Origin of the sequence: Arthrobacter sp. FX8, assembly GCF_026723805.1 — a bacterium.
Classification (GTDB): Bacteria; Actinomycetota; Actinomycetes; order Actinomycetales; family Micrococcaceae; genus Arthrobacter.
In genome coordinates this window covers 3,814,089-3,830,324 of sequence record NZ_CP113505.1, presented here as the reverse complement: position 1 = coordinate 3,830,324, position 16,236 = coordinate 3,814,089, and the positions used below count along the sequence as shown (strand labels likewise).

Below are 16,236 nucleotides of genomic sequence, written 5' to 3'. Positions count from 1 at the left end.
GCCACTCCAACGTTCCGCGTCGGAGTGGCAGGGGAAACGAGAACAGCAGCTGCGCAGGCGATGAGGAACCGCGCACCACTCGCGCCCGGACCGGAGCGCTGAGGTAAATGACAGATTTCAAGGAAGAAGGACCCCCACGTGGCCGATCTCTTGGTCCAGCGCGAAATCGCCGAGATATTGCCCTCCCTCACCAAATACCCGCCATTGAAAACGAAGGACTGGGCTGGTCTTACTCCTGGGGACAGGATGTACGTTCAGAGGGAAACGCAAGTGCTCGTGCGTGGCACAGTCGACGACATGGTTCCGGACGGATCGATCTTCTGGATCTGGATCGACGGCGGAGGCGGCCGGATCGCCGTCCACAAGGACGATGACGTCCGTGTGTGGCTGGCAGAAGAACCTTCCGGGTCCCGCATCAAAAGACGCTTCAACGGTGCCGCAGTCACACTCTAGACAGAGGTTCGACAAGACCCGGGGCCCGTCCATGCGCCCAGCAAGGAAATCGAAATGCACGTCGAGCCCATAGTTCTCTTCCTGATGCGTCTGCTCACTGAGCCGGGAGGAGCCTGGAGCCTTATCTTCGGCGAAAATACTGATCCGACTGCCGGCATCATCCTTGCCGCTGTCACAGTGGTCGCCTTGGCGGCCCAGCTTTGGCTGATCCATAGGACGGCGCGCAATGGAGAGCAAACCATGGAGGACTCTGAGGCAGCCGTACACGTCTACCTTCCGGTCTGCCTTCATGGCGACCCGCTTTTCTATCATCGGTCCCCTTCCGATGATGAACCAGGGTAAACGGTTCCAGAGCTTCGCTACCCGAACCACCGCCCCAACCGCACTACAAGAACCCTGACTACTCGAAATGGTGAGCCAATGATGCCGACACATACCTCGATTACTGTCATCGCCCAGGACCGGGCCTCCCGGGACCAGCAACTCGATGAAGCAACTCGTCTGCTGCATGAGAAGCAGCCCCGTTGCGGCCTCCTGGTAACACGACACACCTTCACAACCTTCACCGTTGCTTTGCACCCAGAAATCAGGCACGGAACGATCCAGGAAAAGGACTTAGTCCGGTTGTAGGCAGTTTGCGTTGCGCCCGTCCAACGCCCCTACCGCTCTACTGCCCTCGAAGCGCCCACCTTGGCCCATAAACGCCTACGCATTGGAAGCGGCAGAACCTTCGATTATTTCGACGCCGAATCGTCTCGCGGCCCCTAGGACTATGTCCCACAACATCATCCTCGCGGCGTCGAAAGATAAACCCGGCACCGCACACTCAATGAGGAGACCTCCCGCATGACCACGTCACCTGTGATTTCCCCTGCCATAAAATCCGAACGCGAACAGAAGCTCCTTGCTTCCGTGCCGACCGGCCTGTTGATCGGCGGTGAGTGGCGAGACGCGTCCGACGGCGGCACGTTCGACGTGCACGATCCCGCCACCGGGGAGGTGCTTGCAACCCTCGCCTCGGCCACAAGTGAGGATGCGATCGCCGCGCTGGACGCCGCTGACGCAGCCCAAGCGTTCTGGGCACAGACTGCACCACGGGTGCGGGCAGAGATCCTCCGCCGCGCCTTCGACCTCGTCACCGAACGGGCCGAGGACTTCGCACTGTTGATGACCCTGGAAATGGGCAAGCCCCTCGCCGAAGCCCGCGGCGAAGTGACCTACGGGGCAGAATTCCTGCGCTGGTTCTCCGAAGAAGCCGTCCGGGACTATGGCCGCTACCTCACCACCCCCGAAGGCAAGAACAAGATCCTGGTCCAGCACAAACCTGTCGGACCATGCCTGCTCATCACCCCCTGGAACTTCCCCCTGGCCATGGCCACCCGCAAAGTAGCCCCCGCCGTCGCAGCCGGCTGCACCATGGTCCTCAAACCAGCCAAACTCACCCCGCTCACGGCACAGCTTTTCGCCCAGACCATGAGAGAAGCCGGCCTTCCCGCCGGCGTCCTGAACGTCGTCGCGTCATCCTCCGCCTCAGGGATCTCCGGGCCGCTGCTGAAAGACTCCCGGCTTCGGAAGGTCTCCTTCACCGGCTCCACCCCCGTCGGCAAACGCCTGATGGCAGACGCCGCACAGAACGTCCTGCGCACCTCCATGGAACTCGGGGGAAACGCGCCGTTCATCGTCTTCGAGGACGCCGACCTCGACAAAGCGGTCGAAGGGGCTATGGCGGCGAAGATGCGCAACATGGGCGAAGCCTGCACAGCGGCCAACCGATTCCTCGTCCACGCCTCCGTAGCGCAGGAATTCACCCGGAAGTTCGCAGCCGCGATGGGCGCGCTCACTACCGGACGCGGCACCGACCCCGCTTCACAGGTCGGCCCACTCATCGACGCCAGCGCCCGCGCTGATGTCCACAATCTCGTCACGGCTGCAGTCGACGCGGGAGCAGTGATCGTCACCGGCGGCACACGCGTGGATGGCCCCGGCTACTTCTACCAGCCCACTGTCCTCGCCGATGTCCCCAACAATGCGGTGATCCTGAGCCAGGAGATCTTTGGTCCCGTCGCCCCCGTCACCACCTTCACCACCGAGCAGGAAGCCATCAAACTGGCCAACGCCTCCGAGTATGGCCTCGCCTCATACCTCTACAGCCGCGACTTCAACAAGCTCCTCCGGGTCGCGGAACAGATTGAGTTCGGCATGGTCGGGTTCAACGCCGGCGTTATCTCCAACGCAGCAGCACCCTTTGGCGGCGTCAAGCAATCAGGCCTCGGCCGCGAAGGCGGATCGGAAGGCATCGCCGAATACACCACCACCCAATACATCGGCATCACCGACCCTTACGCCCGCTAACAACTACTTGTAAGCCGCCCCTCGGGCAGCCTTACACGGTTACAGAAAGGCCTTGGCCATGGCACAAACTACGACTGGACAAGAAGACCCCAGATCCCTGGCTTATGCGCTCAGGAATGGAAAAATGAACCGGAGAGCGTGGACTATCACCGGCATGCTGGTAGTCCTCCAAATTATTGCATTTGCGGACCGGGCGGTACTCGGACTTGTAGCCCCCTCAGCAATAGCTGAACTTGGGATGACGACTACCCAGTTTGGCTTTATCGGAAGCTCCTTCTACTTCCTCTACGCGGTCATAGCCGTCGTAACAGGTGTCCTAGCCAGCAAATTCTCGGTCAAGTGGATCCTGTTCGTCCTTGGACTGACGTGGGCATTGATGCAATTTCCATTGCTGTTTGGCGGAGGCGCCGCAGCGCTTCTCGTCACCCGCATCATCTTGGGAGGTGCGGAGGGGCCTGCCACTCCGACGTCCCTGGCAGCAGTTCACTCCTGGTTCCCGGCATCCCGGCGCGCCCTGCCTTCAAACCTTGTTGCAATCGGGTCAACTCTCGGGCCGGTAATCGCCGCCCCCTTGCTGGGGTTTGTTATCGCCGTCTGGGGCTGGCGCTGGGCTTTTGGCGTTCTGGGGATCCTCGGTCTGCTGTGGCTGGTCGCCTGGCTGGTCCTGGGTAAAGACGGACCATACGCGCCCAATGCCCGCAGCGCGTCCCCGACCGAAAATGACAAGACAAAAAGCACTGATGCACCCGAAAGCAGTGCATATACCTGGTTCGACACACAAACCCAAGTGCCGATATTCAAGGCGCTCCTCAGCGGGACCTTCCTCATCACCGCTTTCGGCGTGTTCACCAACTTCTGGACCATGGGCTTTTTGACAACATGGCTGCCTCAGTACCTGAAAGTATCCGCAAACCTCACGATCGAGCAGGTAGGCATCGTTACAGTATTCCCCTGGCTTTTCGGCGCCACAGTCCTGCTGGTCTTGGGAATTATCAGCCGCCAGCTCATGAGAAAGGAAAAAAGCGTGCGTCAAGCGATGGGCGCACCATATAGTCTGACGCTCGTCGTCGGCGGACTAGGTTTCGTTCTTGCAACCCAAACTTCAGGAGTGATGGCAATCGTGCTCCTTACCATTGCCGCCGGGTGCAGCATCATTTATCCAATGGGAGCAGCCATGGTCGCTTACATTGTCGGCATGAAACAACGGCCCATAGTCATGAGTGTCCTGGGCGCAACCGGATCCCTAGGTGCCATTGTTTCGCCCGTCTTGGTCGGTTGGCTCATGGAGAACGCCGGATATCGACCTGCCCCCGCCGGAACAGTACAGACCGCAGAAATGGTCAGCCGCATGGTCACCGGAGTGAACCAATCCTTCCTGATTGCCGGGCTACTTCTTCTGGTCTCCGGTCTGCTCGGGCTGGCATTTATCCGCCCTGACCGAACTGCAAAGAAACTGCAGGGGTCCGTCACCCTTTAGCCTGCAACTCCTGCGGCGCCAAAGGCACAACGCGAATGAGCACCGACACGTCGCGGACACCGTGAGTTCGCGCAAGAGATGGGAGCGCGCCACGCCGCCATCGTGGCGGAGCTGGCAACGTTGGTCAAGGTAGCCCAGTAGGTGGCTTTTCGGAATCACCACACACCAAGGTAAAGGCGCACCGGGAATCCCGGGGCGCCTTTACTGCCGCTCGAACAAAGCACGACATTTGCCGGTATGGAAGTTGGAACGATGAAGTTCGGTAAGCAGCCCGCCCCCGTCGCGGACATCAACGAGGACGACCTCGAAGTCCACAAGCCCAAGACCGAGGCGGCCGGTGTGAAGGCCGTGATGGTGGCGCTGGAGCGTGCCGTTGCGCAGGCCGGGGTGACCCGGACCGCTCAGTCGTTGCTGCGGTTGAACCAGCGGGGCGGTTTTGACTGCCCGGGGTGTGCGTGGCCGGAGTCGGACAAGAAGCGCAAGGCGGCCGAGTTCTGCGAGAACGGTGCCAAGGCCGTGGCCGAGGAAAACACCCTCCGCACCGTAGGGGCGGAGTTCTGGGCCAAGCACTCGATCGCGGAGCTGTCGACCAAGACCGAGTATTGGCTGGGCAACCAGGGCCGGCTGAGCGAGCCAGTGGTGATCCGCGCCGGTGAGAGCCACTACTCGCCGATCTCCTGGTCCGACGCGTTCGAGCTGATCGGCGAGCACGTCCGGGCCAGCACGCCTGACCGGTGTGTGTTCTACACCTCGGGCCGGACCGCGAACGAGACAGCTTTTATGTACCAGCTGTACGCCCGGGCCCTGGGTACGAACAACCTGCCGGACTGCTCCAACATGTGCCACGAGTCCTCCGGTTCGGCGCTGAACCCCACCATCGGCATCGGCAAGGGCACCGTCTCGCTGGATGACATCCACGACGCCGAGCTGATCTTTGTGGTGGGCCAGAACCCCGGCACCAACCACCCGCGCATGCTGTCCGCGTTGAAGGAATGCAAGGACAAGGGCGGCAAGGTGGTGGCAGTCAACCCCCTGCCCGAGGCCGGGCTGTTCAACTTCAAGGACCCGCAGACCGTCTCCGGCGTCGTCGGGGGCGGCACGCCCCTGGCCGATGAATACCTGCAGATCAAGGTGGGCGGGGACCTCGCCCTGTTCCAGGCCCTGGGCCACCTCCTCCTGGCCGAGGAGGAACGGAACCCGGGTTCCGTCGTCGACCACTCCTTTATCGCCGCCCAGACCGATGGGTTCGACGCCTACCGCCAGGCCCGCAAGGAGCTGAACTGGGCCGAGACCGAGAAGGCCACCGGCCTGACCCGCGCCCAGATCGAGACTGTGGCCGGGATGCTCATCAAGTCCAAGGCGTCCATCTTCTGCTGGGCCCTGGGCGTGACCCAGCAGCCGCACTCGGTGGACACCATCAAGGAAATGGTCAACGTCCTGCTCCTGCAGGGCAACTTCGGCAAGCCCGGCGCCGGCGCCTGCCCCGTCCGCGGGCACTCCAACGTCCAGGGCGACCGGACCATGGGCATCTGGGAAAAACCCAAAGAATGGCTCCTCGAAGCCCTCGATTCCGAGTTCGGCATCAACTCCCCGCGTCATCACGGCTACGACGCCGTCGAAGCCATGGAAGCGTTCGAACGCGACGAAGTGGACGTGTTCGTCTCGATGGGCGGCAACTTCTCGCTGGCCTGCTCGGATACCGAGACCCTGGAAGCCGGGATGCAGCGGATCGGGCTGACCGTGCACATCTCCACCAAACCGAACCGCTCACACATCGTCCACGGCCGCACCTCACTGATCCTGCCCACCCTGGGCCGGACCGACAAGGACGACAAGCACCCCAAGGGCGCCCAGTTCCTCTCCGTGGAGGACTCCATGTCCGTGGTCCACTCCACCCAGGGCCGGCTCACCCCTGTCTCCGAGCACCTGCTCGCCGAGCCGGTCATCGTGGCACGAATGGCCGAGGCCACGTTCGGACCCGACCACTCCGTGAACTGGAAAGCCATGGCCGAGGACTACGACGTGATCCGCAATCACATCGAACGCGTGCTGCCCGGCTTCGAAGACTTCAACACCCGGGTCCGGACCAAAAACGGGTTCGTGCTGCCCAACCCGCCCCGCGACACCCGCTCCTTCAAAACCGACATAGGCCGCGGCCGCTTCACCGTCAGCCCGCTGGAATACCTCACCCCGCCCGACGGGCACCTGGTCCTCCAGACCATCCGCAGCCACGACCAGTACAACACCACCTACTACGGCCTGGACGACCGCTACCGCGGCATCTCCGGCGGCCGCCGCGTGATCCTCATCCACCCCGAAGACCTCGCAGAACTCGGCTTCGAGGACCGCGACCTCGTGGACGTGGTCAGCACCTTCCGCGGACACGACCGGACAGCGGACAAGTTCCGGCTCGTGGCCTACCCCACCGCGAAGGGCTGCGCCGCCGCCTACTTCCCCGAAGCCAACGCCCTGGTCCACAAAGAAAATGTCGCCCGCGAATCCAACACCCCCGGCTTCAAAGCCATGTTCGTCCGCTTCACACCGCACGTCGCGGAAAGCGCCGCCGAGGTGGCTGCGGCTGAACGAGAGCCAGCCACGGCGGGCTAGCTACGCAACAGCAGTTGCTAACCAATGATCCCTGCCTCCGTTAACAGACACCTGACTGTTGCGGAGCCACCAAAATGTCGAGGATATTTTGCTCCTCAAAAGGTCCCAAACAATCCGGATCGGAGCGGGTTCAAGCATGGGGAGGTTATCTAGGTTTGGGACGGCGGAGCTTCATAATCTCTTGCGCGGTTCCCCGTGTCACAGAACTTGGTGACGGGGCCAGTATTTGTGGTGATGCAATAGAGCGGAGGCGATGAACGGAGTTCGCATGGTGTTTGATTTATTGGAGCGGCAGATTGTTGCTGCACTCCAGTTGGATCCGCGGTGCCCGTGGCGCAAGATGGCGACGGTGCTGGGGGAAGCGGAGCGCACTGTGGCACGGCGCGGGTCCCAGTTGCTGGAGACCGGTGCGGTCGCCGTGGTAGGCGTCAGGCCACAGCCGGCTGCCGTGTTGATTGAAATGCGCTGCACGCCAGGAACCGTACGTGCTGCTGCCCAGGCTCTTGCCCAGCGCAATGACACTACGTTTGTCTACACCACCACCGGCACCGGCGACCTCGTGGCCGAGATCTTTATCGGGCCCGGGCGGATGGGTGACGTCCTATCCGACGAACTTCCATCCACGATTGGCCTGCGCGATTCCACCAGCTATCCCGTTCTCCGTTATTTCCGGACCATCCGCGGCTGGCGCCCGGAAGTCCTCAGCCCGGAACGCGTCGAGGCGCTTAGGTCCAGTCTCACAGCGGATTCGGGAGTTCTCGAAGCACGGCAAGGGCTGAACCGGCAGGACGCAGAACTGGCTGAGGCGCTTTGCGCCGACGGCCGGATGAGCTATGAAGCACTTGGGCGCAGGGCGGGTGTTTCCGAAGCCACTGCGCGGCGTCGCAGCGAGTGGCTCCTCGCCAACAACCAGGTCCAGCTTCGTGCGGTCATCGAGCCCGCAGCCTTCGGCCTGGATGTTGAAGCACTGCTGTGGATCAGGGCCGCTCCACAACACGTGGAGCGGCTGGGTATGATCCTGGCCGAACTTCCGATGATCCGATACGCGGCGGCCATCGCCGGCGATTACCAGATCGTCGCCGACGTCACGGTGACCGATATGCCCGCCCTCTACCGCTTCATCACCGGATCGGATTGGGCGCAGTATGCCGGCAGCGTGAACGTGTCCTTGCTGCTGGACGCGCGGAAGCGCGGCGGGCGTATTATGCGGGCGTCGTTGCCGTAAAATCCGTTCCTGTCAGGACAGGCGCGACGGCTGCGTAGCCGGTCTGCTGCTCGAAGGCGCGGCCCCAGCGCAAGAGCTGCATGTCTGTGTAGTGGTTGCCCGCCAGTTGCAGTCCAATAGGCAGCCCTGCCGAACTGAACCCGGCGGGCACGCTCAGAACAGGAAGCCCTGTGGCGGAGAGCAGGCACGCCGAGCGCATCCAGTCCAAGTACGTCCCGGACCGCACACCTGCCACTTCGGTGGGATACCGCAGTGACGCGTCAAACGGGAGAACTTGGGCACAAGGGCTGGCGAAGACGTCGTAACGGCCAAAGAATTCCTGCGCGCTGATTTCCAGGCGGGTGCGGGCGGCAGTCGTTTCGATGACATCCTGGGCCGTCAGTGCCTGTCCCTTCGCCACGTTCCACCGCACCTCTGGTTTAATGATCTCCCCACGACGCTCCACCATGGAGCCTAAGCCGGCGGCAAAATCGAGAGCCCGCGTGTTGCCGAATACCAGGTCGGCTTCGCTGAAGTCCGGGCTGGCCTCTTCGACGACTGCGCCGAGGTCTTCGAACACGGCCAGTTGGCGTTCCAGGTGCTCAAAGACTTCTGGCTCTACCGGCACCCCGATGCCGAAGTCACGCGACCAGCCAATCCGAACCCCGCGCATGTTCGTCTCCAAGCCGGCCCTGAACACGTCCGGTGCCAGCACCTGCGGGTGTGGCACGCGGGGATCTCTGCCGGCTGTGACGGACATAAAAAGTGCAATGTCCTCCACGCTGCGGGCCATGGGGCCAGTCCTTCCCAGCCACGCATAGGCGTTGGTGTCCGACGGTACGGGGATAACGGCCGTCGACGGCCGGAAGCCCACAACGTTGCAAAAGGATGCCGGGATACGCAATGAACCGCCCATATCGCTGCCGTCACCCAGGCTTTGGATACGCGATGCCACAACAGCGGCTACCCCTCCGCTGCTGCCGCCCGCGCTCAACATGGGTGCGTAGGGGTTCGTGGTGGTTCCGAAGAGTTCATTAAAAGTGTGGGAACCGGCGCCGAACTCGGGAACGTTGGACTTTCCACTCGTAACTACCCCTGCCGCTTTCAGCCTGGCAATGATCAGGTCGTCGGTGTCGGGAACAAAGTCACGCAAGGCCAGCGAGCCCTGGGTGGTACGCATCCCGGCTGTGTTGTTGGTGTCCTTGTGCGTCATGGGCAGCCCGTGGAGCGGGGGCAGTTCCGCGCCCGAGACCGCGAGCTGGTCGGCCGCCTCGGCACGTGCCTGCGCACCCTCGGCGTCGAGGGTGACCACCGCATTGATGACCGGGTTGACGGCGGATATTCGGTCCAAGTGGTCGGTGAGAGCTTCACGGGCCGAGATGGTCCTTTTACGGATAGCTGCGGTGAGTTCGACGGCGGACAATTCGCCAATGGTGCCGGGCATGGTGCTCCTTTGCTGGATGGTTCCCTGCCGGAAAGTGTGGCCGGTCACACGCTGGATGCGGAAGCCTCTTCCGCAGCTGGGCGCAGTTTGACGGAATCGGCCAGTGCGATGGCCGATTCCACCAGTCATTGCCTGTGATCCGTCTCATAGTGAAGGCTATAGGTAACCCACTGACCGATTCGGTTTTACGGGAAAGCATTCGCCCCACTTCAGGACAGTCCGGACAGAGACGTCGGACGACCGGTCTCAGGGGCTCTTAAACCGGAGGTTTCCATGCATCAACCCCTGGCACTTCAACCACTGACGGTTACCGGGCAAACGGACATCCTCAGCGTCGCCAACAACCCGGTCCTCTGGATCTGCGTGGCCGGTGTCTTCGGCGTCATCGTCATCCAGTCCATCATTTTCATGCGAGCCGCACGGCGGGCGGCCCCGGCTGTGGACATGAGTCCAAAGGACATCAGCACATCATTCCGGTCCGGAGCCGTCTCGGCCATCGGCCCATCGCTTGCCGTGTCCTTGGTGGCGATTGCGCTCCTAGGCCTGTTCGGCGCCCCAGCGGTGCTGTCCAGAATCGGCCTGATCGGCTCGGCAGCCTATGACGTCGCTGCCGCCGGCATTGCCGCTGGCTCGATGGGTGCCAAGCTCGGTGATGCCAGCTACACCCAAAGCGTTTTTGCTGTCGCCTTCTTCGCAATGAGCATTGGAGGCGCCATGTGGATGCTGGCGACACTGGTACTGACCCCCCTGCTCCGTAAGGGTGACGCCAAGGTCCGTTCGGTGAACCCGATCGCCATGGCCGTCATTCCGGCTGCAGCCCTGATCGGAGCATTCGCCTGCCTGGGACTCACCGAGCTGCCCAAGTCAGGCATCCACACATTGTCGTTCTCTGTCTCCGCGGCGGTCATGGGACTCTGCCTGCTGCTGGCCCGCAAACTCCGGAGGAGCTGGTTGCGCGAGTGGGGGCTCGGCCTCTCCATCGTGGTCGGGCTCATCGCCGCTTACCTTGCCGCCGGACCTGCCATAGGCGCCTGACCTCACTTGCCACCCAGCGCCACACCCACGGAAAGGAACACCCATGTCCTCTACCACCACAGCTGAAACTGCCGCCGGCAGCACCGCCATGGCGGATTTCGGCCGCACCACCTCCCGCTGGGGCCAGGCCACAATGATCGCCGGCCTGCTGATCTCTATGGCTGGCCCCCTGTACCTGGTCTTCGCCAGCGGCTTGGACATCGCCCCGGCACAACTCTGGATCGCTTTCGCGGCAGTCGCTGCTACGTTCGGGATCATGTGGGTCATCGAACCAATCATGTACTACCCGGTCCTTGGCCCTGCCGCCATGTACCAGGCATTCATGATCGGCAACATCTCCAACAAACTCCTGCCGGCGGCACTCATCGCACAAACCAATATCGGCGCTAAACCGGGCACCAAGCGCGCTGAACTGGCGGCAGTGGTCGCCATCTGTGGAGCCGCAGCCGTGCACTTGGTCTCCCTGGCAGTCTTCGTGGGGCTGCTGGGCAGCTGGCTGATCAGTGTCATCCCGCCGTCAGTGCTGCTGGTCACCCGACTGTACGTGTTGCCCACGGTTCTCGGCGCGGTGCTGGTGCAGGCCATTGTGTCCATGAAGCAGCCCCGTACCACGGTGATTGCCTTGGCGGTGTCGGCAGTCGTCGTCTTCGCAGTGGTGCCGCTGGCCCCGTCCCTCGCCATGGTCTCTACTGCCATCGCGGTTCTGGCCACCGTCCTCCTCGCATGGTTCTTCCGCAACAAGTCGCGGATCGCAGCGCCTACCACCGCGCACCTTGAGTAACCGCCCGGAATTCTCCCTGTCAGGGAAAGCAAACTAGGCCGCCCGCGCTGAGAAGAGCAACCAGCACATTGAACAGAGCCGATCATCCCAAAGGCCCCTGGCCAGGCACGCGGTCATCGACCTGAGCCGCGCCCTGGCCGGCCCGCACGCCGGCATGATGCTGGCCCATCTCGGCAGCCGCGTCATCAAGGTAGAGAACCCTGGAACGGGAGATGACACCCGTGGCTGAGGCCCCGCCCTTCGTGGACCCCGAAGAAGACCTGCAGTCCACCTACTTCAGGTCCTGCAACCCAATAAGGAGTCCATCATCCTGGACTTCAAGAGCGGGGACGGCCAGGCCGTGATGCGCGGAGTCCCGGAGCGGGTCGACGCGATGATCGAGAACTTCCGCCCAGACGATCCCCAACGCGTGGGCGTCGCCATCGCCGACCTGCTGGCCGGAATGAACGGCGCCACCTGGCGTGCTGGCAGCACTCGTAGAACGTGACAAGACCGGGCGCGGCGAAATGGTCCGCACCTTGCTCGCCTCTCTGATCGGGGTCCACGCCTTCCAGGGCCCCTGCGCCCCCGGCCCGCCGCTACGGTTCTTGGCCCCCGGCGACAGCGCAGAAGCCACCGTGACGGAGCACACAGCCGGCCTCTACTCGACGCCAACGGCGGATCCCCAGCATGGCTGGGCCTTGTCCCCGCCGACACAACCGCCGCCGAGGGAGCCAAATAGTATACCAACGACGGAAAGGTGCAGCACCGCAGAGCCACCGAGTTGCTGGATGCTGTGGTTGAGACGCTCCGTTCTTCTCCTGGGATACCGAGCCGCAGCACCTGCCCTGACTGACGAGTACGCCAATGACCTTGCCAAGGCCAGGGGGCACAGCGGCAAGGACGAATCAGGCTGCCCCGAACGGATTGTGGCTGCGGTGGCGCCGGACCACGGCGGAGGGCATGCCGCTGCTGGCCGGAGTTGCGCCTGGTGGTACCCGCATGCAGGAAGGCGCCCAGGCCTTCCTGCCGATGATGAAATTACACCGAGGCCGTCCGCACCCACCGCCAGGTCGGTCTGTCCTACTTGGTCTACCTGCGCCATCTCACCACGGCGGCGTCATGGCATCCTGGGGTCCCTGGGCCTCAACGTGGCCTAGCCGGGTTCCCTGCTCGGCTTCCTGGGCCCACGGTTCTACGAGGCGTTGCACGTCGAAGCGTTCCTGGAGAACGTCCAGGTGGCCGAAAACCTGTTCAAGATGGGACTGATCGACGGCGTGATGGAACCCGGCGCCCTTGCCGAACTGGTGGGCAGAGCGCTGGACATCCTGATGCCCTGCCGGGCTGCTGCGTGGCCGGAAGCGCCGGCCACCCTGTCCGTCCGGCCCGCCGAGGTGGACGCGTGGACCTCCATCGAAATCTCCCGGCAGCCCGGGCGGCCGACTTCCGCCAGCTCCTCGAATACTGTGCCCCCGACGCGCTGCCGCTGAACGGGACCGGGCAGGGGGAGAAAGATCCGGGGCTGCTGCTGGTAGTAGCACGTTCCCGGCGGCTTCCTTCCGCAGCGGACGCACGTGGCCGAGCACGATGCAGGGCTGGGTTCCAAAATCCGAGTACCTTGCGAGCGTAACTCCCTGAAGCCCGGGTTAAATTTGTGGGCTCTGGATGGGCCTTGAGGTACCAGCCTGGTGGCGGGGCTTTTCCCATGAGTGGTAAACGTCTGCCTTGGAGCGGGTTTGAGGGATGCCTTCAAACGAGCTCAGACTTTCCGCGCGGCGCTGCCCAGGGAGGCCGGACTTCTCCATACTCGGACTGGCTGGCGGCCTATTCCTCCTGCGCTCATGGACGATCCGCCGGCTCTTCATGTCGTGTTCTTTCCTGCACTGAGATCGAGGTTAGAAACTCTGGGTTGGACAGCATGCGCGCGCCTGGAGGGCGGCAGCGCGTACTCCAATACCCATACTGCTTGGTTTCCGTCCACACCCGGTATCAGCTCGCCTTGCTGGATGTAGCGGAAGGGTTTCGGATCGTCTATTGGTCGCCACCAACCACTTACGGGAGCGTGGGTGCCGGTGCGCCCACGAACACCAGATGTTGAATCCACCGGCGATACCTGCATCATCGGAAGTTGCCTTTCGGTCCGTTGACCTTTTCTGGCCGTCGCAAGAGTTCGAGACAACCATTGCTGAAATGTCTGTAGTCAGAAGGTGTCTACGATCACCTGCGCTCCGCCCGTCAGCTTTCGATGCCGCTGACAATCTCCTTGGTGGTTTCGATAAAGGCCGTGATGTCGTCGTCGCTCATTGGCAACGACAACGAGAAGTCACCACGAGCGACCGGGAAGAAACCTCGATTAGCAAGTTCCAACGAACAAATCTGTGTCCCGGTACCGTCGAAGTTCCGCCAGTAGTCGCGATGAGTCCGAATGCTCAAGCCAGGTTCACGCATGAATCCATAAGCGAGGTGGGAGATGCCCTTGCCGTACACAGCGAAGCTGCTACCCCGCTGATTGCTCCAGTCGTTGAGCTCCTCCATCACGCGCGTGGCCATTCCATTCAGCCGGTCGAAAGCTCCCTGGGTGAGCTCCCTCATCGTGGAAATACCGGCGGCCAAGGCGATCTTATGGCCGTGGTGAGTGCCGGAGATGGAGACAAGCCCCGACTCCAGGACGCTCATGATCTCGGCAGAGCCGCCTACTGCACCGAGTGGGAAGCCTCCACCGATGATTTTGCCCATTACCGTGAGGTCAGGTGCCACCCCGTAGTCCCCCTGCATCCCCTGATAGCCGGCACGAAGGGTTACGGTCTCATCGAAGATCAGGACAATTCCCAGCTCCGAGGTCAGTTCTCGAAGGCTCTCGACATAGTCCTGCTCTAGGGTAACAACGCCGCCGGAAGCACTTTCGAGCTCGAGGATAACGCAGGCGATCTCACTTGCATGAGCTCGCAGGATTCGCTCCGTCCCCTCGCGATCGTTCTGGGTTAACACGACCACGTTGGCCACGTCCTCCGCCGGGATGCCTTCACTGTCAGGGATGGCCTTGGGGGCGTCATCGGGACCGCAGTCTCCATCGTGGTCGGGGTGCCACGAAACCTGAAGCGGATCAGTGAAACCGTGGTATCCACCTTCGAACTTTGCGATCTTAGTGCGGCCCGTGAAGGCACGCGCTACACGGACCGCAGACATGCAAGATTCAGATGCCGAGCAGGAGAATTGCACCCGTTCAATTGAGGGCATCCGATCAACAAGCAGTTGCGCGAGTTCGGTCTCCAGTGCCACGGGGTTACCAAATGACACCCCCGTTTCTATGGATTCGCGTAAGGCCCTCTGCACCGCCGGGTGGTTGTGCCCGAGCACATTCACGGTGAAATTGTTGTTCAGGTCTAGGAGCCGGTGCCCCTCGACTGTAGAGATGTAAGCACCGTCTCCGCTCTCGACATAGATCGCGTGCGGGCCGAAATTGAAGGAGTTGCGGCTGTAGCCTCCGGGGATAACTTCCTTCCCCCGCTCTGTCAGCTTCGCCGATACCTCGAAACGACGTGAGAACGTCGCGAGGGAAGATTCGAGGGTAATGGCGCTCATGTCCAATGCTCCTTGGTACGCGTTGCGGGTACCCGCCCTGGAGAGATGTCAGGGCGGGGCCGGATTGCCGTACACCAACGCACCGAGACTGGGATTCGTCATACCTCGACCTAGATAGCTGGTACAGCCTTCCGCCGCTATGAGATTAGAGCCGGACGACCAAAGACGGTCAGTCCCCGTTCGGCTACAGTTTGGGCCCCCCTCGTTAGAGGGGGTAATTATTCGACGTCGGCGGCCACAGCCATGCGAACAAGCTCTACTCTGGAACGTGCACCGGTTTTCTTGAAGATCTCCCGAAGGTGGCCCTTGATAGTGTGCACGCTGAGATTTAGATGCTGGGCTATCTCAGAGTCACGTAGCCCCTTGCTCGCCAGCATCATCACCTCCGTCTCGCGTGACGTCAGGGACTGCCGAAGCCATTCCGGCGGTCCTTCTGCACGTGATCCGGTGCGAAGGAAGGCAACAATGCCTTCGCCGCTCCGGAGCGGCACGATGCGCGAAACCAATCCATCGTCCGAGACCTGTCGATGTTCGCGGTTCTGGAACTCGATGACCGCTTCGTCAAAGGATGGGGCGTCGTGTTGCTGTTCCTCCAGCACGCGCTGGGCAGCACGATTCATATAGCGGGTGGCTCGCCTCACATCGCTGATTACGACTGCTTCGTTCCCCAGGTCGAATGCATCGCGGAGAATCCCGATTTCATGTTCAAGGAGCTCCTGTCGTTGCAGCGATTCCATCAGTGAACTCAGGAGCCCGGCGATTTCCTTCGCATCCTGCAATTCCGTCTGTGAGAAAGGGCGCCGCCCCTCGCCGCGCCCTAGGTTGAGCGTGGCGAGCACTTTGCCGGCGACAACGACCGGAACATACACGAGGTTCGTCATCCGGTGTAGCGAGAATGCCTCGCGATATACCGGTAGCTCACGCCATTCCTCTTCGGACATCATGGCGAGGTTGTATGCGATATCGCCGCTGAGGATAGCGTGGTTCAAAACTGGGTCGGAAGCGCGGCCGACACTGTCGTATCGAGCGAGAAAGAACTCACTCACGCCGTGGGCTGATGTGGACAGTAAGCGATGGGTATCCGGGTCGAGTAGATCAAAGCCCACGACAACCGGGTCAAAGATCTCATCAATCTCCGAGTAGAGGCGTTGAATGAGATCCTCGATAGAACGGGCTCGCGAAAGTTTCACCGCAAACTGCAGTTTGCTAGTTCTGCGGCGTTGCATCTCACGTTTATAGGGGAGCGCGCTGCCCCAGTCAAGCAACATGCTCTCGTCTCGGAAATGAGTATTAGAAGTCCGCCGGGGGGCGTTTAGCCGATA

General features: G+C 62.0%; 12 protein-coding genes and 1 pseudogene. 10 read left to right on the top strand and 3 right to left on the bottom strand.

What is annotated here, in order from left to right:
• Positions 1-138 precede the first annotated feature (138 nt).
• From OUO20_RS17925 to OUO20_RS17900, 6 genes are all read left to right on the top strand, one after another.
• Positions 139-453 carry a hypothetical protein gene (locus OUO20_RS17925; RefSeq protein ID WP_268002282.1) on the top strand — a complete coding sequence of 105 codons (315 nt, stop codon included), beginning with the start codon at positions 139-141 and terminating at the stop codon, positions 451-453.
• Between the two features lie 54 nt (positions 454-507).
• On the top strand, positions 508-795 hold the full coding sequence (locus OUO20_RS17920; protein ID WP_268002281.1) for a hypothetical protein: 288 nt from the start codon (positions 508-510) through the stop codon (positions 793-795).
• Between the two features lie 504 nt (positions 796-1,299).
• A complete protein-coding gene (locus OUO20_RS17915) occupies positions 1,300-2,805 on the top strand; it encodes an NAD-dependent succinate-semialdehyde dehydrogenase (protein ID WP_268002280.1) in 1,506 nt (501 codons plus the stop codon).
• A 58-nt stretch (positions 2,806-2,863) separates the two neighbouring features.
• Positions 2,864-4,282: an MFS transporter gene (locus OUO20_RS17910; protein ID WP_268002279.1), complete on the top strand. Its 1,419-nt coding sequence runs from the start codon at positions 2,864-2,866 to the stop codon at positions 4,280-4,282.
• 252 nt (positions 4,283-4,534) lie between these two features.
• A complete protein-coding gene (locus OUO20_RS17905; RefSeq protein WP_268003461.1) occupies positions 4,535-6,889 on the top strand; it encodes an FdhF/YdeP family oxidoreductase in 2,355 nt (784 codons plus the stop codon).
• A 268-nt stretch (positions 6,890-7,157) separates the two neighbouring features.
• A complete protein-coding gene (locus OUO20_RS17900) occupies positions 7,158-8,114 on the top strand; it encodes an AsnC family transcriptional regulator (RefSeq protein WP_268002278.1) in 957 nt (318 codons plus the stop codon).
• On the opposite strand, the gene OUO20_RS17895 is transcribed toward OUO20_RS17900, so the two are convergent.
• Complete coding sequence (locus tag OUO20_RS17895; protein WP_268002277.1) at positions 8,092-9,537, bottom strand: amidase family protein; 1,446 nt, start codon at positions 9,535-9,537, stop codon at positions 8,092-8,094. The two genes, OUO20_RS17900 and OUO20_RS17895, sit on opposite strands and share 23 nt — an antisense overlap.
• Positions 9,538-9,810: 273 nt before the next feature.
• Between OUO20_RS17895 and OUO20_RS17890 the strand changes: the two genes are divergently transcribed.
• From OUO20_RS17890 to OUO20_RS17875, 4 genes and pseudogenes are all read left to right on the top strand, one after another.
• Positions 9,811-10,572, top strand: coding sequence for a DUF5058 family protein (locus OUO20_RS17890; protein WP_268002276.1), 762 nt, complete (start codon positions 9,811-9,813; stop codon positions 10,570-10,572).
• Positions 10,573-10,615: 43 nt separating this feature from the next.
• Entirely contained in the window at positions 10,616-11,353 is a 738-nt protein-coding gene (locus OUO20_RS17885) for a hypothetical protein (RefSeq protein WP_268002275.1), read from the top strand.
• Between the two features lie 154 nt (positions 11,354-11,507).
• Positions 11,508-11,840 (top strand): annotated as a pseudogene (locus OUO20_RS17880) (CoA transferase).
• A 697-nt stretch (positions 11,841-12,537) separates the two neighbouring features.
• Entirely contained in the window at positions 12,538-12,822 is a 285-nt protein-coding gene (locus OUO20_RS17875; RefSeq protein ID WP_268002274.1) for a hypothetical protein, read from the top strand.
• Between the two features lie 745 nt (positions 12,823-13,567).
• On the opposite strand, the gene OUO20_RS17870 is transcribed toward OUO20_RS17875, so the two are convergent.
• Positions 13,568-14,914, bottom strand: coding sequence for an aspartate aminotransferase family protein (locus tag OUO20_RS17870; protein ID WP_268002273.1), 1,347 nt, complete (start codon positions 14,912-14,914; stop codon positions 13,568-13,570).
• A gap of 218 nt (positions 14,915-15,132) precedes the next feature.
• On the bottom strand, positions 15,133-16,182 hold the full coding sequence (locus OUO20_RS17865; RefSeq protein WP_268002272.1) for a LuxR C-terminal-related transcriptional regulator: 1,050 nt from the start codon (positions 16,180-16,182) through the stop codon (positions 15,133-15,135).
• Between the last annotated feature and the right edge of the window lie 54 nt (positions 16,183-16,236).